16 protein-coding genes are annotated in these 20834 nt (G+C 72.6%); 12 read left to right on the plus strand and 4 right to left on the minus strand.

What is annotated here, in order from left to right; all coding sequences use genetic code 11:
- The first annotated feature begins 3 nt into the window (after window positions 1-3).
- The 7 genes from atpD to QQX10_RS13465 all read left to right on the plus strand — a co-directional run bounded on the left by atpD (window position 4) and on the right by QQX10_RS13465 (window position 6079).
- A complete protein-coding gene (gene atpD, locus QQX10_RS13435) occupies window positions 4-1482 on the plus strand; it encodes a F0F1 ATP synthase subunit beta (RefSeq protein WP_301121730.1) in 1479 nt (492 codons plus the stop codon).
- Between the two features lie 2 nt (window positions 1483-1484).
- The gene (locus QQX10_RS13440) at window positions 1485-1781 is read left to right on the plus strand and encodes a F0F1 ATP synthase subunit epsilon (protein ID WP_301121728.1); all 297 of its coding nucleotides are present in this window, start codon (window positions 1485-1487) and stop codon (window positions 1779-1781) included.
- 1 nt (window position 1782) lies between these two features.
- Window positions 1783-2478: an endonuclease NucS gene (gene nucS, locus QQX10_RS13445; RefSeq protein ID WP_301121726.1), complete on the plus strand. Its 696-nt coding sequence runs from the start codon at window positions 1783-1785 to the stop codon at window positions 2476-2478.
- 236 nt (window positions 2479-2714) lie between these two features.
- A complete protein-coding gene (locus tag QQX10_RS13450) occupies window positions 2715-4178 on the plus strand; it encodes a glycoside hydrolase family 1 protein (RefSeq protein WP_301121724.1) in 1464 nt (487 codons plus the stop codon).
- Between the two features lie 30 nt (window positions 4179-4208).
- On the plus strand, window positions 4209-4517 hold the full coding sequence (locus QQX10_RS13455; protein ID WP_301121722.1) for an Rv1322 family protein: 309 nt from the start codon (window positions 4209-4211) through the stop codon (window positions 4515-4517).
- A 10-nt stretch (window positions 4518-4527) separates the two neighbouring features.
- A complete protein-coding gene (locus QQX10_RS13460; protein WP_301121846.1) occupies window positions 4528-5292 on the plus strand; it encodes an alpha/beta hydrolase in 765 nt (254 codons plus the stop codon).
- A 28-nt stretch (window positions 5293-5320) separates the two neighbouring features.
- The gene (locus QQX10_RS13465) at window positions 5321-6079 is read left to right on the plus strand and encodes an alpha/beta fold hydrolase (protein WP_301121720.1); all 759 of its coding nucleotides are present in this window, start codon (window positions 5321-5323) and stop codon (window positions 6077-6079) included.
- 172 nt (window positions 6080-6251) lie between these two features.
- On the opposite strand, the gene QQX10_RS13470 is transcribed toward QQX10_RS13465, so the two are convergent.
- Window positions 6252-6668 carry a hypothetical protein gene (locus QQX10_RS13470; RefSeq protein WP_301121718.1) on the minus strand — a complete coding sequence of 139 codons (417 nt, stop codon included), beginning with the start codon at window positions 6666-6668 and terminating at the stop codon, window positions 6252-6254.
- Window positions 6665-9682: a hypothetical protein gene (locus QQX10_RS13475; RefSeq protein WP_301121716.1), complete on the minus strand. Its 3018-nt coding sequence runs from the start codon at window positions 9680-9682 to the stop codon at window positions 6665-6667. The genes QQX10_RS13470 and QQX10_RS13475 overlap by 4 nt, the downstream gene beginning before the upstream one ends.
- Window positions 9683-9830: 148 nt before the next feature.
- On the opposite strand from QQX10_RS13475, the gene QQX10_RS13480 reads away from it, so the two are divergent.
- From QQX10_RS13480 to QQX10_RS13490, 3 genes are read left to right on the plus strand one after another with little or no spacing between them, the layout of a single operon-like run.
- Window positions 9831-10769, plus strand: a complete 939-nt coding sequence (locus QQX10_RS13480) for a hypothetical protein (protein ID WP_301121714.1) — start codon at window positions 9831-9833, stop codon at window positions 10767-10769.
- Window positions 10766-11743: a DUF8094 domain-containing protein gene (locus tag QQX10_RS13485; RefSeq protein ID WP_301121712.1), complete on the plus strand. Its 978-nt coding sequence runs from the start codon at window positions 10766-10768 to the stop codon at window positions 11741-11743. The genes QQX10_RS13480 and QQX10_RS13485 overlap by 4 nt, the downstream gene beginning before the upstream one ends.
- Before the next feature lie 8 nt (window positions 11744-11751).
- The gene (locus QQX10_RS13490; RefSeq protein ID WP_301121710.1) at window positions 11752-12630 is read left to right on the plus strand and encodes a co-chaperone YbbN; all 879 of its coding nucleotides are present in this window, start codon (window positions 11752-11754) and stop codon (window positions 12628-12630) included.
- 129 nt (window positions 12631-12759) lie between these two features.
- On the opposite strand, the gene glgB is transcribed toward QQX10_RS13490, so the two are convergent.
- Both glgB and QQX10_RS13500 read right to left on the minus strand, forming a co-directional pair.
- Window positions 12760-14925: a 1,4-alpha-glucan branching protein GlgB gene (glgB, locus tag QQX10_RS13495; protein ID WP_301121708.1), complete on the minus strand. Its 2166-nt coding sequence runs from the start codon at window positions 14923-14925 to the stop codon at window positions 12760-12762.
- 55 nt (window positions 14926-14980) lie between these two features.
- The gene (locus tag QQX10_RS13500) at window positions 14981-16978 is read right to left on the minus strand and encodes an alpha-1,4-glucan--maltose-1-phosphate maltosyltransferase (RefSeq protein ID WP_301121706.1); all 1998 of its coding nucleotides are present in this window, start codon (window positions 16976-16978) and stop codon (window positions 14981-14983) included.
- A 379-nt stretch (window positions 16979-17357) separates the two neighbouring features.
- Here QQX10_RS13500 and QQX10_RS13505 point away from each other — a divergent pair, with 379 nt between their 5' ends.
- On the plus strand, window positions 17358-19388 hold the full coding sequence (locus QQX10_RS13505) for a beta-galactosidase (protein WP_301121704.1): 2031 nt from the start codon (window positions 17358-17360) through the stop codon (window positions 19386-19388).
- 178 nt (window positions 19389-19566) lie between these two features.
- A complete protein-coding gene (locus tag QQX10_RS13510) occupies window positions 19567-20814 on the plus strand; it encodes a sugar ABC transporter substrate-binding protein (RefSeq protein ID WP_301121702.1) in 1248 nt (415 codons plus the stop codon).
- Window positions 20815-20834 lie beyond the last annotated feature (20 nt).

The following is a 20834-nucleotide window of genomic DNA, read 5'->3' on the forward strand; positions in this document are numbered from 1 at the left end:
TCCATGACCACCACCGCAGAGACCTCCCCGGCCAAGGCCGCGGACGCGCCCGTCGTCGGCCGCGTCGCGCGCGTCGTCGGCCCGGTCGTCGACATCGAGTTCCCGGCCGACGCGATCCCCGACATCTACAACGCGCTCACGGTCGACATCGACCTCAGCTCGCAGGGCGAGGACGAGGGCGTGCTCCACATGACGCTCGAGGTCGCGCAGCACCTGGGCGACAACATGATCCGCGCGATCGCCCTGAAGCCGACCGACGGCCTGGTGCGCGGCGCCACCGTCACGGACACCGGCGCCCCCATCTCCGTCCCCGTCGGCGACGTCACCAAGGGCCACGTGTTCAACGTGACCGGTGAGGTGCTGAACGCCAAGGAGGGCGAGACGATCGAGGTCACCGAGACCTGGCCGATCCACCGCAAGCCCCCGGCCTTCGACCAGCTCGAGTCGAAGACCCAGATGTTCGAGACCGGCATCAAGGTCATCGACCTCCTCACCCCCTACGTGCAGGGTGGAAAGATCGGCCTCTTCGGCGGTGCGGGCGTCGGCAAGACCGTCCTCATCCAGGAGATGATCTACCGCGTCGCCAACAACCACAACGGTGTGTCGGTGTTCGCGGGCGTGGGCGAGCGCACCCGTGAGGGCAACGACCTCATCGAGGAGATGACCGACTCCGGCGTCATCAAGCAGACCGCCCTGGTGTTCGGCCAGATGGACGAGCCGCCGGGCACGCGTCTCCGCGTCGCGCTGTCCGCGCTGACCATGGCGGAGTACTTCCGCGACGTGCAGAAGCAGGACGTGCTGCTGTTCATCGACAACATCTTCCGCTTCACGCAGGCGGGCTCCGAGGTGTCGACGCTGCTCGGCCGCATGCCCTCCGCGGTGGGCTACCAGCCCAACCTCGCGGACGAGATGGGCCAGCTCCAGGAGCGCATCACCTCGACGCGTGGTCACTCGATCACCTCGCTGCAGGCGATCTACGTCCCCGCGGACGACTACACCGACCCGGCGCCGGCCACCACGTTCGCGCACCTCGACGCGACCACCGAGCTGTCCCGTGAGATCGCGTCGCGCGGTCTCTACCCCGCGGTGGACCCGCTGGCGTCGACCTCGCGCATCCTCGACCCGCGCTACGTGGGCCGCGACCACTACGAGACCGCGAACGCCGTGAAGTCGATCCTCCAGCGCAACAAGGAGCTGCAGGACATCATCGCGATCCTCGGTGTGGACGAGCTCTCGGAGGAGGACAAGATCATCGTCGCCCGCGCGCGCAAGATCCAGCAGTTCCTCTCCCAGAACACGTACATGGCGACCCAGTTCACCGGCGTCGAGGGCTCGACCGTGCCGCTGTCGGAGACCGTCGAGGCGTTCTCCGGCCTGGTCAACGGCGCGTACGACCACATCTCGGAGCAGGCGTTCTTCAACATCGGTGGCCTCGAGGACCTCGAGCGCAACTGGGCGCGCATCCAGAAGGAGATCGGCTGATCATGGCCGGTTCCCTGACCGTCGACGTCGTCGCCCCCGACCAGGTGCTCTGGTCGGGGACGGCGGAGCGCGTCGTCGCGCCGACCGTGGAGGGCGAGATCGGCCTCCTCACCGGGCACGAGCCGGTGCTGTCCGTCCTCAAGGGCGGCACCGTGCGGGTGCGCGGCGGCGCGGACGGCGACGCCGAGTTCGCCATCGACTCCGGATTCCTGTCCTTCGACCGCGACGTCATCACGATCATCGTCGAGCCGCACGTCAAGAAGGCGGCCGAGGAGACCCCGGCGCCCGACGCGGCCTGACATGCGGGTGGTGATCGCGCGCTGCGCGGCCCGCTACTCCGGCAGGCTCGCGGCGCACCTGCCGCTCGCGACCCGGGCCATCATGGTCAAGGCAGACGGCTCGGTGCTGCTGCACTCCGACGGCGGCTCGTACAAGCCGCTCAACTGGATGAGCCCGCCCTGCACGCTTCGCACGGCCGTCGTCGACGAGACGGCGGCCGAGCGCGGCGTGGTCGAGCTGTGGGTGGTCCAGCACGACAAGACCGACGACCGGCTCGAGATCGAGCTCCACGAGGTCCTGTCGGACACCGAGCACGAGCTCGGCAGCGATCCGGGCCTGATCAAGGACGGCGTCGAGGCGCACCTCCAGGAGCTGCTCGCGGAGCAGATCGCCCTGCTGGGTGACGGCCACACGCTGATCCGTCGCGAGTACATGACCGCGATCGGACCGGTCGACATCCTCGCGCGCGACTCCAGCGGCGCGTCCGTCGCGGTGGAGATCAAGCGCCGCGGCGAGATCGACGGCGTGGAGCAGCTCACCCGGTACCTCGAGCTGATGAACCGCGACCCGCTGCTCGCGCCCGTGCAGGGCGTGTTCGCCGCGCAGGAGATCAAGCCGCAGGCACGCGTGCTCGCGGAGGACCGCGGCATCCGCTGCGTCGTGCTCGACTACGAGGCCATGCGCGGCGCCGAGGACCCCACCACACGCCTCTTCTGACGCCGCCCCGGCCCAGCCCGGCGCCCGCATCGTCCCCCCTCCCTCCCCCCGCGGGACACTCCGCACGGAGTCGGTCCCGGATCTGCGGTGTGTCGGCCGATGTCGCGCCGCGACACGCCGGGAAACCGGGACGCATTCCGTGCGCACTGTTCGGCGGTGGGCGTGGGGGAGGGCGAGCGCGACGGGGAGAGCCGGGGAGGGGGCCCGACTCGAATCGTTTCGGCTAGGATTCCGGCATGACGTCGACCTTCCCCGCGGGCTTCCTGCTCGGCTCCGCCACCGCCGCGTACCAGATCGAGGGCGCGGTCGCCGAGGGCGGTCGCGGCGCATCGATCTGGGACACCTTCACCCGCACGCCCGGCACCATCACGGGCGGTGACACCGGCGACGTGGCCTGCGACCACTACCACCGGTGGGAGAGCGACGTCGAGATGATGGTCGAGCTCGGGCTCGAGGCGTACCGCTTCTCCATCGCCTGGCCGCGCGTGCAGCCGGCCGGCACCGGCGCGTTCAACCCCGAGGGCATCGCGTTCTACCGCCGCCTGGTCGAGCGCCTGGTCGAGCGCGGCATCACCCCGATGGTGACCCTGTACCACTGGGACCTCCCGCAGGCGCTCGAGGACTCGGGCGGCTGGCTCAGCCGCGACACGATCGACGCGTTCGTCGTCTACGCGACGCGGATGGTCGAGGAGCTCGGCGACCTGGTGACGCACTGGGCGACCTTCAACGAGCCGTGGGTGAGCTCGTTCGTCGGCTACGCCACCGGGTCGCACGCGCCGGGACGCGTCGACGACGAGGAGGGCCTCACCGCCGCGCATCACCTGCTGCTCTCGCACGCCCGCGCCTACCGGGCGATCAAGGAGACGCGGCCCGATCTGCAGGTGGGGATCGTCAACAACTCCCACACGCCGCGGCCCTGGGACCCGTCGAACCCGGCGGACCGGGCCGCCTCCGCGCACATCGACGCGCTCGCCAACGGGATGTTCCACCAGCCGTTCCTCGACGGCACCTACCCCGAGGTGCTGCGGCCCAACACCGCGCACCTGACGGACTGGTCGTTCGTGCACGACGGCGACCTGGAGGAGATGCGGGGCGCGGTCGACTGGTTCGGCCTCAACTACTACGCGTCGCACGTGGTGCGCCACAACCCCGCCAAGGGCGCCGCGACCTCGGACGTCGCCACCCTCGCGGACGGCCACAAGGCGGGCAGCAGCTCGCCGTGGCCGGGCGACGAGGAGATCGAGTTCATGCGCCCTCCCGGCGAGCTGACGGCCATGGGCTGGAACATCGACCCCGGCGCGCTCACCGCGCAGCTCCTGCGTCTCCAGCGTGAGGCGGGCCTCCCGATCTACGTCACCGAGAACGGCAGCGCCTGGGACGACCAGGTCGACGGCGACGGCGACGGCCGCATCCGCGACCGCGACCGCACGCGCTACCTCCGTGCCCACCTGCAGGCGGTGCTGGACGCGATCGACGAGGGCGCCGACGTGCGCGGCTACATGGCGTGGAGCCTGATGGACAACTTCGAATGGGCGCAGGGCTATGCCAAGCGCTTCGGGATCGTCCACGTCGACTACGACACCCAGGTCCGCACCTGGAAGGACACCGCGTACTGGTACCGGGAGGCCATCCGGGCCCGGGGCATCGTCCCTCTCGAGGCGGGCGAGGCCGCCGCCGAGACGCCGCCGCGGACGTTCTGACCCCGACCGAGCCCGCCTAGACTGGGGCGCATGCCGTCCGGACGTCGCTCGAACAAGCGCCCGTACGGACAGCCGCACCAGGAGCTCGACGTCGACCGGGTGTGGGGCAACCGCGCACGGATCGAGCGCGGGCCCGGCGGTGAGGACTACTACGTCGCGGTGCCGCGCCCGACCGACCGGAGCTTCGTGTGCCCGGGCTGCCAGGGCGAGATCGACGGCGAGACCCCGCACGTGGTCGCGTGGGCGGTCGAGGGCATCATGGGCGCGGAGGCGGCGGCGGAGGCCCGCCGCCACTGGCACACGGGATGCTGGAGCTCGTTCGGGAGGGCGCGTGGCTGAGGACGGGACGATGCGGGAGGCGACGATGCAGGAAACGGCGGGAGACGAGCCGGTCGAGCTGCGCTCGATGAGCGTGCTGCGGGCCGACCGGGAGGACATCGAGCTGGTCACCGAGGACGGGCTGCGCCTGGTCGGCGAGCTCGCCCTGCCGGCAGACGGGCCGGTGACGGCGACGCTCATCACGCTGCATCCGCTGCCCACCCACGGCGGCTTCATGGACTCCCACGTGTACCGCAAGGCCGCGTGGCGGCTGCCTGCGCTGGCGGGCGTGGCGGTGCTCCGCTTCAACACTCGCGGCACGTCGTCGCCGCGCGGCACGTCCGAGGGCGAGTTCGGCGAGGGCGTCACGGAGGCGGCGGACGTGCGCGCCGCCGTCGACTTCGCCGTCGCGCGGGGTCTGCCGCACCGGTGGCTGGTCGGCTGGAGCTTCGGAACGGAGCTGACCCTCATGCACGGCGCCGACCTCGACGTCGAGGGGGCGATCCTGCTGTCGCCGCCGCTGCACCGCGCCACGGATGCGGATCTCGAGCGCTGGGCGGAGTCCGGCAAGCCCGTGACCGCGCTCGTGCCCGAGCACGACGACTTCCTCCAGCCCGCCGAGGCGAGGGAGCGGTTCGCGCGGCTCACGCAGCTCGAGCTGATCGACGTGCCCGAGGCGAAGCACCTGTGGGTGGGGGAGAGGTTCGTGCGCGAGGTGCTCGACGTGATCGTCGGACGCGTCGCGCCCGACCGCGCGCCGCTGCCCGTCGCGGTGCCCGCGTCCATGGTGGAATGAGACCAGGCCGCACCCGAAGGAGACGCCTGTGAGCATCGTTCCCGATGGCACGCCCCTGGTCCTGCTCAACGCGTTCCCCGTGGACCGCTCGCAGTGGGACCCCCTGGTGGACGCGCTCGCGGGCCGGGTCCCCGGCGACATCATCACCTTCGACGTGCCCGGGATCGGCGACATGCCGCTGCCCGACGAGGAGCCCTCGGTCGAGCTCATCGCGGACGCCGCGGTGCTCGCGATGCGCGAGGTGACCGGGCATCCGGCCGCGGTGTGGGTCGGCTGCTCGATGGGCGGCTACATCGCGATGGCCGTCGCGGAGCGCCACCCCGAGGCGGTCGCGGGCCTCGGGCTGCTGGGCACGCGGTCGACGGCCGACACCGACGAGGCCCGCGCCGGTCGCCTGGCGATCGCCGAGAAGGTCGACGGCGCGCCTGGCCATCCGGACCCGCGCGGCGCCGCCGAGGGGCTCGTCGGGACGCAGGGCGACGGGCGTGAGGCGCTGGTGGCCACGGTCGCGGCGAACATCGCTCTGCACGAGGGCGACGGGATCGCCTGGGGGCAGCGGGCCATGGCCGCGCGCCCCGACCGCACCGAGGTGCTGCGCGCGCTCGACGTGCCCGCGTTCGTCGCGGTCGGGGAGAACGACGGGATCGCCGGTCCCGCGGAGGCGGCCGTGATGGCCGACGCGCTCGGCGTCGACCCGGTCGTGCTCGGCGGTGTGGGCCACCTGTGCGCGCTCGAGGCGCCCGGTCCCGTCGCCGACCTGGTCACGGGGCTCCTCGACTCCGTCTGAGCGGCCGAACGCCCCCGATGTGAAGAATGTGTAAATTCTCCCGCCCTGGCGTGGTGCGCCGGGTGCCATGGTGCGACCATGGAATCCGCGGGGGTCACCTCACCCTGAGGGGGGTGTGAGGCGGCCCCCGCTTCACACGTCCGGGCGTGCGGCCCGCGTCAGGGGATCCGGCTCAGCCCGGCCAGGCCGCGCCGGCCTCGAGCCGCGCGGCGAGGGCCTCGGCCAGCGGCATCGACTCGCCGTCCCTGGCCCCCCGTCCGAGCTCGAGGGGCGCGTCGGACGCGCTCAGCGTCACGCCCCGGAACCGCTCCGCCAGTCCGCCGTGGGCCGCGAGCACGTAGAACAGGCCATCGGTGCCCACCGCGACCGACCGGTCCCGCTTGAGGTACCAGCCCTCGACCTGGGTACGGAAGCGGGTGGAGCCGCTGTACGCGCGCGCCGTGAGGCGCTCGGCCGGGATCCCGGCCTCGACCGCCTGCTCCGCGAACCTCGCGACCAGGGCGCCCGCCTCGCGGGCCTCGTGCTGACGCCGACGCTCGAGCGCGTCGGCCATCCGCAGCCGCGCGTCCCGGTCGTCGGCGTCGCTCACCGGTCGCCCGCGTCGGCGCCCACCTCGGCCTCGGCCTGGGCCGCGAGACGGCTGGCCTTGGCGAGGTTGCCCACCGGGTCGTTCGTGAGGAGGCCGCGCAGGTCGTCGAGGTAGGTGGTGATCGACTCGCGCTGGCGGTTGAGCTCGTCCACCTCGCGCTGCGCCATGGTCCGCTCGCGCTCGGCGTCGGTGACGGCCTCGGAGATGATCGCCTCGGCGTGCTCGCGGGCCTCGGACACGATCTCGTCCGCGTTGTTGCGCGCGTTGGTGAGCAGCGTCTGCGAGTGCGCCTCGGCCTCGCGGCGCACCTGCTCGGCGCGGGCGAGCGTGGCGCTGAGACGCTCCTCGGCCTCGGCGGTGCGGCGCTTGGCGTCGGCCACCATCGCGGCGGTCTCGGCCTTGGCCTCCTCGTGCCGGCGGGTCAGCTCCTGCTCGGCGCTCTCGCGGGCGTTCGCCACCTCGAGCTCGAGGTCCTCGCGGGCGCGACGCGCCTCCTCGCGGGCGGCCTCGGCGTCGGCCTGGGCCTCCTCGCGCAGCGCCGTGGTCTCCGCCTGGGCCTCCTCGCGCAGCGCGGTGGCCTCGGACTGGGCGTCGGCCAGGAGGTCCTTCGCGTCCCGCTCCGTCGAGGCGCGCAGGTCGGAGGTCTCCTTGAGCGTCTTCGCGTGAGCGGACTCGGCCTCGCGGTTGAGGCGTGCCGCCTCCGCCTCGGAGGCCGACCGGAGCTCCGCGAGCTCGGCCTTGACGGCGGCCCGCAGGTCGGCGGTCTCGCTCTCCGCGGTCTGACGCAGCTGCAGCGCCTCGGTGGTGCTGGCCGCCTTGAGCGCGGCGGCCTCCTCCTCGGCGGCACGGCGCAGGTCCGCCGCGGCGCGGCGGGTGTCCTTCTGGTGGGCCTCCGCCTGCGCACGGAGGTCGTCGGCCTCGGTCTGCGCGGCCGCGCGGAACGCGGCGATCTCGGCGTCCACGCTCTCGTGCAGCGCCTCGACCTCCTCGTCCGCGGCCTCGCGGGTCTGGGTCGCGTAGGTGTCGGCGTCGCGGCGCTGCTGGGCGGCGTAGGCGTCGGCCTCGCGGCGCTGCTGGGCGGCGTAGGCGTCGGCCTCGCGGTGCTGGTCCGCGGCGTAGCCCTCGGCGGCCTGGCGCTCCTTCACGGCGTAGGCGTCCGCCTCCCGGCGCTCGTCGGCCGCGTAGGCGTCCGCCTCGCGCTGCTGCGTGGCCGCGTAGGCATCCGCATCGCGACGGGTGTCGGCGGCGTAGGCCTCCGCCTCGCCGCGGGTCGCGGCGATCCACGCCTCGGTGTCCTTGCGCAGCTGGCCGGTCTCGGCGTCGGCGGTGCCGCGCGTCTCGGCGGCGTAGGCGTCCGCCGCGGCGCGGGTCTCACCTGCGTAGGCGTCCGCCGCGGCGCGGGTCTCACCGTCGAAGGCCTGGGCGGCCCCGCGCAGCTGCGCGGCCCACGCCTCGGTCTCCTCGCGCAGGGCGGCGGCGTCCTGGTCGGCGGTGCCGCGCGTCTCGGCGGCGTAGGCGTCGGCGGCGTCCTGCGTCTCGGTCGCGTAGGCGGCGGCGGCGCGACGCTCCTCGGCGGTGGTCTCCTCGGTCTCGGCGCGCAGCTGCGTCGCCCACGCCTCGGTGGAGCGGCGCAGCGCGACGGCCCAGCCGTCGGTGTCCTGGCGCTGCTGCGCGACCACGGCCTCGGTCTCCTGGCGGAGCTGCGCGGCGTAGGACTCGGCGCTCTCCCGGAGCTCGACGGCCTCGGTCTGCGCGGCGGTGCGGGCCGCGGCGATCTCGCGCTCGGCCGTCCCGCGCTGGTCGGCGATGTCGCGGTCGGCCTGGTGCCGGAGCTCCGCCACCTCCTGCTCGGTGGTGTGGCGCAGCTCGGCGGCGTAGGCGTCCGCCTCGCGGCGCTGGTGCGCCGTCTCGCGCTCGGCGAGGGCGCGCAGCTGGGCGGCCTCCTCCTCGGCGCGCTTGCGCAGCTCGGCGCCGTCGGCCTCGGCGCGCTCACGCGCCTCCCGTGCGTCGTCGTCGGCCTGCGCCAGCGCGGCGGCGGCGTCGTTGCGCAGGGTCGCGGCGTCCGCCTCGGCGGAGATGCGCATGTCGGAGGCCTCAGCCTCGGCGATCGCGCGGGCGTTGGCTGCCTCGCGCTGCGCCTCGTCGAGCAGGCGGGTGGCGTCGGCGTCGGCCTCCTGCTTCAGCGCGGCGGCGGCGTCGCGAGCCTCGGCTCTGACGCGGGCGGCGTCGGCCTTCAGGCGCTCCGTCTCGAGCCGCGTGGCCTCGGTGAGCTCGTCGGCCTCGGCATGCGCGGCCGCGAGGAAGCTGGCGGCCTCGTCGCGGAGACGCGAGGACTCCTGGTGCGCCGCGGCGAGCTTCTGCTCGGAGTCGGTGCGGGCCGAGTCGACCAGGTCGGCCGCGTCGCGCTGCGCGGTGACGCGCAGCTCCGTGGTCTCCCGCTCGACGGAGGCGCGCAGCGCGTGGGCCTCGCGCTCGCCGGTGGCGCGGACCTCCGCTGCCTCGGCCTCGGCGCCCGACCGCAGGCGGTGGGCCTCGCGCTCCGCCTTCTCGATCGACTCGGCGGCCTGGCGCTCCGCGGCCTCCTTGACCGCGCCGGCGGCGTGCTCGGCCTGGGTCTTGATCTCGTCGGCCTCACGGCGGCTCTGGGCGAGGATCTCCGCGACCTCGTTGTCCGCACGGGCGCGCAGCTGCTGGGCCGCCACGTTGGCGCGCGCGACGGTGTCCTGCGCGTGGGTGGTCGCCCGGGCGACCACATCCGACGACTGCTCCTCCGCGGAGCGCAGGAGCTGCTCGACGCGGGCACCGAGGCCCTTGTAGGTGGGCTGCTCCGCCTCCCGCAGGGCGCGCTGGCTGTCCTCCAGCGAGGAACGCGCCTGCTGGGTCTCCCGCCGCGCGGTCTCGGCGGCGGTGGTCGCCTCCTTGACCGACTCCTCCAGCCGCGAGATGTGGGCGGCGACGGCCTCACGGTCGTACCCCCGCATCGTCACAGGGAACGGCAGGTTCTCTTCAGCCATGGCTCTCCTCGATTGCGTCGGCGGTGACGCCGACACGGTCACGCACTCGCCCTCAGGGTAGTGCGACCCCCGACGATGGAACAAAGCGACGAGAGGCGTCGTTGGTGCCATGTCTCGTAGAGTGAAGGTCGACGAACGGAGAGAACAGGTGACATTGCGGACCACGGCGCTGATCGCCGGCGCGCTCGGGCTGCTGCTGTTCATCGGCGGTCTGATCGCGGATGCGGTGCGCCCGTCCGATGTCGGGGAGCCCCGCGCCACGCTGGATACCTCGGTCGTCGTGCTCGAGCCGGACATCCTCGCGCTGTCGCCCGAGGCTCAGCTCACCGTCGAGGGCAGCGGCGAGATCGCCGCGTACGTGGGCCGCACGTCCGACGCCGAGGCCTGGATCGCGACGCGCGATGTGACGTTCGTCACCGGCGTGCCGGTGTGGGAGGAACTCGCCGTCGAGGCCCGCGACGCACAGCCCGTGGAGAGCTCCGCGAGCCCGTCTCCTAGCGCCTCGGCCTCGGCCTCGGCCTCGGCGGAGCCGACCGCCGGCGCGTCGCCCTCCGCCAGCCCGTCCGCCTCGCCCGCGCCCTCCGAGGCGCCGGTCGCGGACATCTGGCGGCAGCACTGGACCGCGACCGGCACGCTGGAGATGCCCGTCGCGCAGGTGCCGGTCGGCAACACCCTGGTCATCGAGTCCGTCGACGGCACCCCGCTCGAGGCGGTGCAGCTGACCATCCCCCGCGCGATCGACGACGCCTGGGTCGCCCCCCTCAAGTGGTGGGGAGCGATCCTCGCGGTCATCGGCATCATCGCGCTCGGCTCGCTGATCTTCGACATCCGCGCCGCCCGCGGTCGAGGGGAGTCGTGGGCCGCAGCCCGGCGCCAGGCCAGCCCGGCGCGTCCGGGAGGCCGGCGGCACCGCCGCGAGGAGCTCGCGGCAACCGGCGGGATCCCGGTGGTCGCCGAGGGCGACGTCGCCGAACCCGCTGTCCATGCCGACGGCGAGGACGATGCGGACCGAGGCTCCGAGGCACCGGAGCCGGAGGCGGCGGCACCGGATGGCGACGACGACGAGGACGGGGAGGTGACACGATGAGGCGCAGGAGCGTGATCCTGGCGGCGCTCGCGGTCGCACCCGCGCTCGCGCTCGCGGCGTGCACCCCCTCGGTGCCGCAGCCCGTGGCCGCGGTGCCCGCGCAGGAGACGTCCGCCGTGACCCAGGTGCAGATCGACAGGATCGTGCCTGAGACCTTCGCCGAGCTCGCCGCCGCGGACGAGGCGGCGGATGCCTCGCTGCTGGGTGAGCGGATCACCGGCGACGCGGTCACGGTCCGGACCATGGAGTACGCGATCGCGGAGGTCGACGGCGCAGGCGATCCCGATGTGATCCCCGAGGACATGCAGGCGGTGTACGTGACCGACGCCGAGACGTGGCCCCGTGTGATGGTGGGTGTCACCGAGGCGCCCGACGAGTCGACCACGCCCGTGGTGGTGCTCTGGGTCCAGGAGGACGTCGAGAGCGACTACCGGATGGTCGGCTGGGCCCACATGATCCCGGGCGCCACCCTGCCCGCCATGCCCGGCGTGAGCGTCGGCGCCCCCATGGTCGACCTTCAGGACGCGGAGCTGCAGCCGCAGGAGGTGCTCCATGGCTACCTGGACTACCTGCGCAAGGGCAACGGGTCCGACTACAAGGACGCCTTCGAGGACGACAGCTACCGCGACCAGATCTTCGCGAACCGCAAGCAGCTGCGTGAGACCGCCGAGAAGGCGAGCGGCACCTACAAGGAGACCTACGAGCCGAACCTCGAGTCGACGTATGCGATCGGCACCTCGGACGGCGGCGCCCTGCTGTTCGCACCGGTGACCGTCGAGGGGCTCTTCACCGTGGAGGACGGCGCCACCGTGACGCTGTCCTCGCTGGACAAGTCGCTCATCTCCGGCAGCGTCGAGGACACCGTCCGTCATACGTACACCGACCTGCTGGTGATCAGCATCCCCGCGGACGCCGATGCGCTGCCCGTCGCGGTCGCGGCCGACCACCAGCTCACCGCCGTCAGCGCCAAGTAGAGGAGACCATGTCCGAGACCCCGCTGCCGCTCCGCGGCGCCGTCGATCTTGCCGCGCTCGCGGCCCAGTCCAAGCGCGAGGAGAGCGGCCTGGCCACCGTGGACGAGGCCGGTCTGCAGGCGCTGGCCGAGCAGTCGCTCCAGGCGCCGGTGATCATCGCGTTCGTCTCGAGCCGGGTGCCGGCCAGCGACCAGGTCGCGACCCAGCTGGACCGGCTCGCCAGGAGCCAGGGCGGGATCTCCGTCGCGGCGTGCGACGTGGACGCCGAGCCGGCGATCGCCCAGGCCTTCCAGATCAGCACCGTGCCCGCGGCGGTCGCGCTGATCGGCGCGCGGCCCGCCCCGCTGTTCCAGGGCGCGGCGACCGCCGAGCAGCTCGAGCAGCTGGTCGGCCAGGTCGCGCAGGTGGCGCAGCAGGCCGGTCTCGGGGGAGGGGCCGCCGCGGAGCAGCCCGCGGCGCCCGAGGAGCCGCCGCTCCCGCCGCTCATCCAGGAGGCGTACGACGCGGTCGAGCGGGGCGACCTCGCCGCCGCGGAGGCCGCCTTCGACAAGGCGCTCACCGAGAACCCGAAGGACGAGGAGGCGCGCGCCGGTCGCGCCCAGGTCCGTCTGATGGCCCGGTCGCGGACCGCGGACCTCGGCGCGGTGCGCGCCGCGGCGGCCGCGGCGCCGGACGACGTCGACGCGCAGCTGGCGGTCGCCGACATGGACGTGCTCGGCGGGCAGGTCGAGGACGCCTTCGTGCGCCTGATCGACGTGGTGAGGGTCACGGCCGGCGACGACCGCGACCGGGTCCGCGCGCGCCTGCTCGAGCTCTTCGACGTGGTCGGGGGCCAGGACCCGCGCGTGCTGCGCGCGCGCCAGACGCTCGCCTCCGCCCTGTACTGAGGCACGCCCCCGGACAGCCCGCACGGAACGCGGGACGACACGCCGGTCGGCACCGCGCATCGCCCCCGCCCTCGCGGCGTGTCGCCGCGAGATCCGTGCGCAGCGTCCGGTGCCGTGACCGGCGGGGGGTCAGCCCGCCGGTCGGAGGATGACCGCGCCGAGCGGCGGCACCCGCAGGCGGGCTGTCGCCGGGAAGCCGTGGCGCTCCTTGGCCTCCGCCTCGACACGGCCCATGTTGCCCACGCCCGAGCCGCCGTAGACGTCGGCGTCGGTGTTGAAGACCTCGTCCCAGGCGCCGGCACGCGGAAGCGACAGCCGGTAGTCCTCGTGCGGCACGCCCGCGAAGTTCACCACGACCGCCACCGGCTCGCCCGCATCGTCGAACCGCAGGAAGGCGAGCACGTTGTGGACGGTGTCATCGGCCTCGATCCAGCGGAAGCCCGCGGGGTCCGAGTCCCGCTCGTACAGCGGCGGGAGCTCGCGGTAGAGCCGGTTGAGGTCCCCGACCATGCGGCGCACGCCCTCGTGGAGGCGGTCGTCGAGGTGCCACCAGTCGAGCGACCGGCCCTCCGACCACTCGGCGTACTGGCCGAACTCGCACCCCATGAAGAGCAGCTGCTTGCCCGGGTGGGTCCACTGGTAGGCGAGCAGCGAGCGCAAGGTGGCCATCTTCTGCCAGTGGTCGCCCGGGAAGCGGTCGACCAGCGAGCCCTTGCCGTGCACGACCTCGTCGTGGGACAGCGGCAGCATGAAGTGCTCGGAGAAGGCGTACATGAGCGAGAACGTCACGGTGTGGTGGTGGTACGAGCGGTGCACGGGCTCCTCGCCCATGTACCGCAGCGTGTCGTTCATCCAGCCCATGTTCCACTTGAGCCCGAAGCCCAGGCCGCCGGCGTTCGTGGGCGCCGTCACGCCCGGCCACGCGGTCGACTCCTCGGCGACCATCACCACGCCGGGCGCGTTGCGGTAGGCCGTCGCGTTGGCCTCCTGCAGGAACGCGATCGCGTCGAGGTTCTCGCGGCCGCCATGGATGTTGGGCCGCCACTGGCCGGCCTCGCGCGAGTAGTCCAGGTAGAGCATGGACGCGACGGCGTCGACGCGCAGGCCGTCGGCGTGGAACTCCTGCAGCCAGTACACCGCGTTGGCCACCAGGAAGTTGCGGACCTCCGCGCGACCGAAGTCGAAGATGAAGGTGCCCCAGTCGGGCTGCTCCCCGCGCAGCGGGTCCGGGTGCTCGTACAGCGGCGTGCCGTCGAAGCGCCCGAGCGCCCACTCGTCCTTGGGGAAGTGCCCCGGCACCCAGTCGAGCAGGACGCCGATGCCGGCCTGGTGGAGACGGTCGATCAGGAAACGCAGGTCGTCGGGCGACCCGAAGCGCGAGGTCGGGGCGTAGTAGCCCGAGACCTGGTAGCCCCAGGAGCCGCCGAAGGGGTGCTCCATGACGGGCAGGAACTCGACGTGCGTGAAGCCCATCTCGGTGACGTAGTCGACCAGCTGGTCCGCAAGCTCGCGGTAGCCGAGCCCCTGGCGCCACGAGCCCAGGTGGACCTCGTACACGCTCATCGCGCTGCGGTGCGGCTGCGACGTCGCCCGGTGCTCGAGCCAGGCCGCGTCGCCCCACTCGTAGGCGGGCTCGTCCACGACCGAGGCGGTCGCCGGCGGCACCTCGGTGCGGCGCGCCATCGGGTCGGCCTTCTGGCGCCAGTGCCCGTTCCGGTCGAGGATCTCGAACTTGTAGGCCGTGCCCGGGCCCACCCCGGGGATGAAGAGCTCCCACACGCCCGAGGCCCCCAGCGTGCGCATCGCGTGCGTGGCGCCCTGCCAGTGGTTGAACTCGCCGACGACCCTGACGGCGCGGGCGTTGGGCGCCCACACGGCGAAGTCCGTGCCCTCGACCTGGCCGAGCGAGGACTCGAAGCGGTGCACGTTCGCGCCCAGCACGGTCCAGAGCCGCTCGTGGCGTCCCTCCCGGATGAGGTGGAGGTCGAGCTCGCCGAGCAGGGGCAGGAACCGGTACGGGTCGTCGCCCGTGGCGGTGTGGTCCCCGTACGTGGTGTGGATGCGGTAGTCGGGGATGTCGGTGCCGGGGACCAGCGCCGTCCACACGCCCTCGTGCTCGTGCGCCGCGGGGAAGGTGCCCGCGAGGGTCTCGATCTCGACCGCGTCCGCGAGCGGCCGCAGCACGCGGACCGTCACCCCGGACGGGCCGGGGTGCGGGCCGAGCACGGCGTGAGGGTCGTGGTGCATGCCGCGCGCGATGTCGCTCAGCACCGCCGTGTCCACCTTCTTGGTCATCGGGTCACCGCCTGCTGGTCGTGGGTGGAGGGGGAGGGGAGGGACGATGCGCTCATCATGGCCTCACGGCGGCCACGTGGGCCATGGTGACGGCCGGGTCGAGCCGGACGTAGAAGTCGCGGCCCCAGGTGTAGGTCGCGCCGGTGAGCTCGTCGTCCACCACGATCCTGGCGTCGTCCTCGAGCCCCAGCGCCGCCATGTCGAGCGTGACGACGCCCGACTGCACGTGATGCGGGTCCAGGCTCGCGATGACGATCACCGTGTCCGCCTTGCCGGACGGCGACTCCTCGGCGGGGACGTGCCGGGTGAAGCACAGGAACTCGGGGTTGGTGGTGCGGTGGAGCGTGAGGCCGCGGAGGCGGCGCAGCGCGACGTGCCGACGCCGCGCATCGTTCAGCCGCGTCAGCAGCGTCTGGATCCCGTACCGGTCCGCATCGTCCCAGTCACGCGCCTTGAACTCGTACTTCTCGTTGTCGATCTGCTCCTCGACGCCCGGCCGTGGCACGTTCTCCACGAACTCGTAGCCGGTGTAGATGCCGTAGGAGGGGGCGCCGGTCGCGGCGAGCACGGCACGCGCGCGGTAGAGCGCCGGCCCGCCGTGCTGCATGTCGGGGGTGAGGATGTCGTGGGTGGTCGGCCAGAAGTTGGGCCGCATGTAGAAGGACGCGTCACCCGAGACCTCCTCGAGGTACTCGCCGAGCTCGGCCGCGTTCTGCCGCCACGTGAAGTACGTGTAGCTCTGGTGGAAGCCGATCTTGGCGAGCGTGTGCATCATCGCGGGCCGCGTGAACGCCTCGGAGAGGAAGATCACCTCGGGGTGGTCCTGGGCGATCTCCCGCAGCAGCCGCTCCCAGAACGTCAGGGGCTTGGTGTGCGGGTTGTCGACGCGGAACAGCGTCACCCCGGCGTCGATCCAGACCTGGAGCATGTCCCGGATCGCGTGGTAGATGCCCTCGGGGTCGTTGTCGAAGTTCAGGGGGTAGATGTCCTGATACTTCTTGGGCGGGTTCTCGGCGTACGCGATGGTGCCGTCGAGGCGCTGGGTGAACCACTCGGGGTGCTCCGTCACCCACGGGTGGTCGGGCGAGCACTGGAGCGCGACGTCGAGCGCGACCTCGAGGCCCGTCTCCCTGGCCTTCTTCACGAACGCCTTGAACGTGCGCATCGTCCCGAGCTCGGGGTGGATCGCGTCGTGGCCGCCCTCGGCCGCGCCGATCGCGTACGGGCTTCCCGGGTCGCCCGGCTCCGCCTTGAGCGAGTTGTTGCGGCCCTTGCGATGGGTGATGCCGATCGGGTGGATCGGCGTGAGGTACACGACGTCGAAGCCCATCGCGGCGATCGCGGGCAGGCGCTTCGCGGCGGTGGTGAAGGTGCCCGAGTGCCACTCGCCCGTGCGCTTGTTCCGCCGCGCCCCCTCCGAGCGGGGGAAGATCTCGTACCACGCGCTGACGAGCGCCTTCTCGCGCTGGATCAGGATCGGGTACTCGCGGGACGTCGACACCGAGTCGCGCAGCGGCGCCGCGGTGAGGATCGCCTTGAGCTCGGGGGAGAGCGCGGGCTGCAGGCGCGCCTCGGGGTTGACGGAGCCGTCCCGCAGCGCGTCGATCGCGGACTGCAGGACCGCCTGCTTCGCGGGCGCGCGGCGGACCTCGGTGAGCGCGCGGGTGAGGACGTTGACGCCCTCGTCGAGCATCAGCTGGACGTCGACGCCCGCGTGGATCTTCACCTCGGCCGCGTGGGCCCAGGTGGCGACCGGGTCGGACCACGCCTCGACGCGGAACGTGTGGAGGCCCTCCCGCCGCGGGATCCATGGCGCCCGGTAGGTGCTCGTCCCCCAGTCGTCGAGCGGCATCGGCAGGCGCTCGCGGCGGCCGTCGGGCCGGGTGATCACCACGGTGGCGCCCTCGGAGTCGTGCCCCTCGCGGAAGATCGTGGCGGTGATCGGCACGGCCTCGCCGACCACCGCGCGGGCGGGCCAGCGCCCTTCCTCCAACGCCGGGCTCACCCCCACGATCGGGATGCGGCCGACAGACGTCTCGGGAGAGGGGTCCATGGTCCGAACCTACTCGTAAACATGCGCGGGTGGGTACCCGCCCCGCACCCGCGGGACGGCGCGGTCGCACGGGTCGCGACGATGCGCCGCACGGGCCCGTCGGCGTCGCGCGGTCCGGCCGACGGGGGCGGGCGAGGTCGCGTGGTGGACCGGCGTCCACGGGGGAATTCAGGAGGCCCGCGCTGTGTGCGGTCACAGATTGATAACGCTCGGATACGAATCGGTCACGAGCGGATCTCCGGTTTGCCTGCGGCTCGCGTCCTGTGTGAGACTGTGAACGGTCCCAGTGAAGTGGTGGGGGCGTGCGCAGCGCCTCCCGACGCGTGGGCTCGACGGCGAGACCGCGGACGCGGCTCGGATGCGAGCCCGAAGGAGCAGCATGACGGCAGCAGCGGGGTGGCCCCGTATCGACGGTCTCGTCTACGGCGGCGACTACAACCCCGAGCAGTGGCCCCGCGAGACGTGGGACGAGGACATGGCGCTGATGCGCGAGGCCGGGGTGACCCTGGTCTCGGTCGGGATCTTCTCCTGGGCGATGCTCGAGACCAGCGAGGGCGAGTTCGACTTCGGCTGGATGGACGACCTGCTCGACCTGCTGCACGCGAACGGCATCGCCGCGGACCTGGGCACGCCGAGCGTCTCCCCGCCCGCATGGTTCTTCCATCGCTACCCGCAGGCCCGCGTCGTCGACAAGGACGGCACCGTGATGGGCTTCGGGTCACGCGGGATGGCCTCGCACGCCTCGCCCGAGTACCGGGAGGCGATCGTGCGCGTCGCGACCGCGCTGGCCGAGCGCTACGCGGATCACCCGGCGGTGGTGATGTGGCACGTCCATAACGAGTACGGCGTGCCGGTCGCCGAGGACTTCTCTCCCCGCGCGGTCGCCTCGTGGCAGGCGTGGCTGCAGCGGCGCTACGGGGCGCTCGACGCGCTGAACGCGGCCTGGGGCACCGCGTTCTGGGGCCAGCGCTACGCGGAGTGGGAGCACGTCGTGGCGCCCGCCGCGACGCCGTCGATCGCGAACCCCGCGATGAAGCTCGACTGGGCGCGCTTCACCGACGACCAGCTGCGCGAGTGCTTCCGCCTCGAGCGCGACGCGATCCGCGCGCACGCCTCGCAGCCGGTCACCACCAACTTCATGGCGCACCAGTCGTGGAACACGGATCTCTGGAAGTGGGCGCAGGAGGTCGACGTGGTCGCCGACGACCACTACCTGTGGTCGCCCGACCCGGACGCCCACGTCGGGCTCGCGCTGTCTGCAGACCTGACCCGCTCGGTCGCGGGCGGGAAGCCGTGGATGCTCATGGAGCACTCGACCTCGGCCGTGAACTGGCAGGGGCGGAACACCGCGAAGCGGCCCGGCGAGATGCGCCGGAACGCGCTCACGCACCTCGGTCGCGGCGCCGACGCGATCATGTTCTTCCAGTGGCGCGCGTCCCGGTCGGGCGCGGAGAAGTTCCACTCGGCGATGCTGCCCCACGCGGGTCCGCGGTCGCGGGTGTTCCGCGAGGTGGTCGAGCTCGGCGGCCACCTGAAGGACCTCGCCGAGGTGCAGGGCTCCGAGACCGTCGCGGACGTCGCGATGCTCTACGACTGGGAGTCCCTGTGGGCGCAGGACCTGGAGTGGCGCCCGTCGGACGACGTCCAGTTCCGTGAGCGCATGCGCGCGTTCTACGAGCGCCTGTGGCGCGACAACGTCACCGTCGACTTCGCCCACCCCGAGCACGACCTGTCGCGCTACCGCATGGTGGTGGCGCCGGCCTCCTACCTGCTGACCGAGGCCGCGGCGGCGAACCTGACCCGCTACGTGGAGTCGGGCGGGACGCTGGTGGTCAACTTCTTCTCCGGCATCGTGGACGAGCACGATGCGGTCCACGCGGGCGGGTTCCTCGCTCCGCTGCGGGACGCGCTGGGAGTGACGGTCGAGGAGTTCCTCCCGCTGCGCGAGGGCGAGACGGCCACCGTGGCGTGGGGCGACGACGGTCCCGTCGTGGGGTCCGATGTGTGGCAGGAGGACGTCCAGGTGCACGGCGCGGAGGTGCTCGCCACCAATGCGAGCGGGCCGGGCGCCGGGATGCCCGCGGTGACGCGCCACGCGCACGGCTCCGGGGCCGGCTGGTACGTGGCCACGCGGCTCGGTGTCGACGCGCTCGGCACGGTCTTCAGCGGCGCGTACCGGGACGCCGGCATCGTGCTCGACGGCGCACCCGAGACGCTCGAGGTGGTCACGCGGCGCGGACCGGACGCGGACTTCGTGGTCGCCGCGAACCACGGCGACGAGGAGGCGCGGCTGCCGGTGGCGGGTGTCGACCTGCTCACGGGGGACGGATCGGACGACGGGTTCACGGTTCCGGGGGGCGGCGTCGCCGTCGTCCGGGTCGCGCGCGCGTCCGAGGGAACGGGGGCCTGAGGACAAAGGTTTCCAAATCGTGATCCGCAGATGTCGCGTTTGTGACCTCGACGGCTCTGCAAGCGCTTACACTAGGCTGCACGGGGTCGCTGACAACCCCACCCACGCACCACCCAGTCGCAAAGACGCGAACTCGCCAGAGGCGCGCGATGTGGCCCTCTCTCTGGAAGGAAGATCCATGCGTAAGAAGATCGGAATGGCGGCCGCGATGGCCACCACCGTTGCCCTGCTCGCCGCCTGCTCGTCGGGCGGCTCCACCGAGGAGACGTCGTCGCCGGCGGCCTCCGAGACCACCCCCGCCATGTCCGGTGGCGAGCTCACCATCTGGGTCGACGAGAACCGCGAGCCCGCGGTCGCCGCCGCCGCGGAGACCTTCGAGGCCGAGACCGGCGCGACCGTCACCCTGATCCAGAAGAACTTCGAGGACATCCGCGCGGACTTCCTCGCCCAGGTCCCCACCGGTGAGGGCCCGGACATCACCATCGGCGCGCACGACTGGCTGGGCGCGCTCGTCGAGGGCGGCGTGGTGAACACGGTCGACCTCGGCGCCAACGCCTCGAGCTTCGCCCAGGTGGGCCTCGACGCCATGAGCTACGACGGCCAGCAGTACGGCATGCCGTACGCCCTCGAGGCCATCGCGCTGGTCCAGAACGTCGACCTGGTCGGCGAGGAGGCTCCGGCCACGTGGGACGAGATGATCCAGAACGGCATCGACTCCGGCGCGGAGCGCCCCTTCTGCATCACCACCAACGGTGAGGTGGGCGACGGCTACAACATGTACCCGTTCCAGACCTCGTTCGGCGCCCCGGTGTTCGTCCAGGAGGGTGGCTCGTACACCTCCGAGGTCGGCATGGGCGGCGACGCCGGCACGGCCTTCGCGACCTGGCTCTCGGAGAACGGCGAGGCGGGCGAGGGCTACCTCTCGACCACCATCGACTACGCCATCAACAACGAGCTGTTCAACTCGGGCAAGTGCGCGTACACGATCCAGGGCCCGTGGGCGCTCGGTGACTTCACCGACGTGAACTTCGTGGTCAACCCCGCGCCGTCGGCCGGTGGCGAGACCGCCGCTCCGTTCGTGGGCGTCCAGGGCTTCTACGTCTCCTCGCAGTCGGCGAACGCCCTCCTGGCGAACGAGTTCCTGACCAACTACGTCGCCACCACCGAGGCGATGCAGGCGCTCTACGACGCCGACCCGCGTCTCCCCGCCTTCGAGGGCGTGGACACCGCCTCGGCTCCCTACCCGGACGCGATCGCGGGCTTCCAGGCCTCGGCCGAGAACGGCGTCCCGATGCCGAACATCCCCGAGATGGGCCAGGTGTGGGACTTCTGGAACGCCGCCGAGTCGGCGATCATCAAGGGCGCTGACCCGGAGGCGACCTGGACCAAGATGGTCGACGACCTGACCGCGGCCCTCGCGGGCTGACACTCCATCGCCGTGGGGGG

The sequence above is a fragment of the Demequina lignilytica genome (assembly GCF_030418305.1).
Lineage (GTDB): Bacteria > Actinomycetota > Actinomycetes > Actinomycetales > Demequinaceae > Demequina > Demequina lignilytica.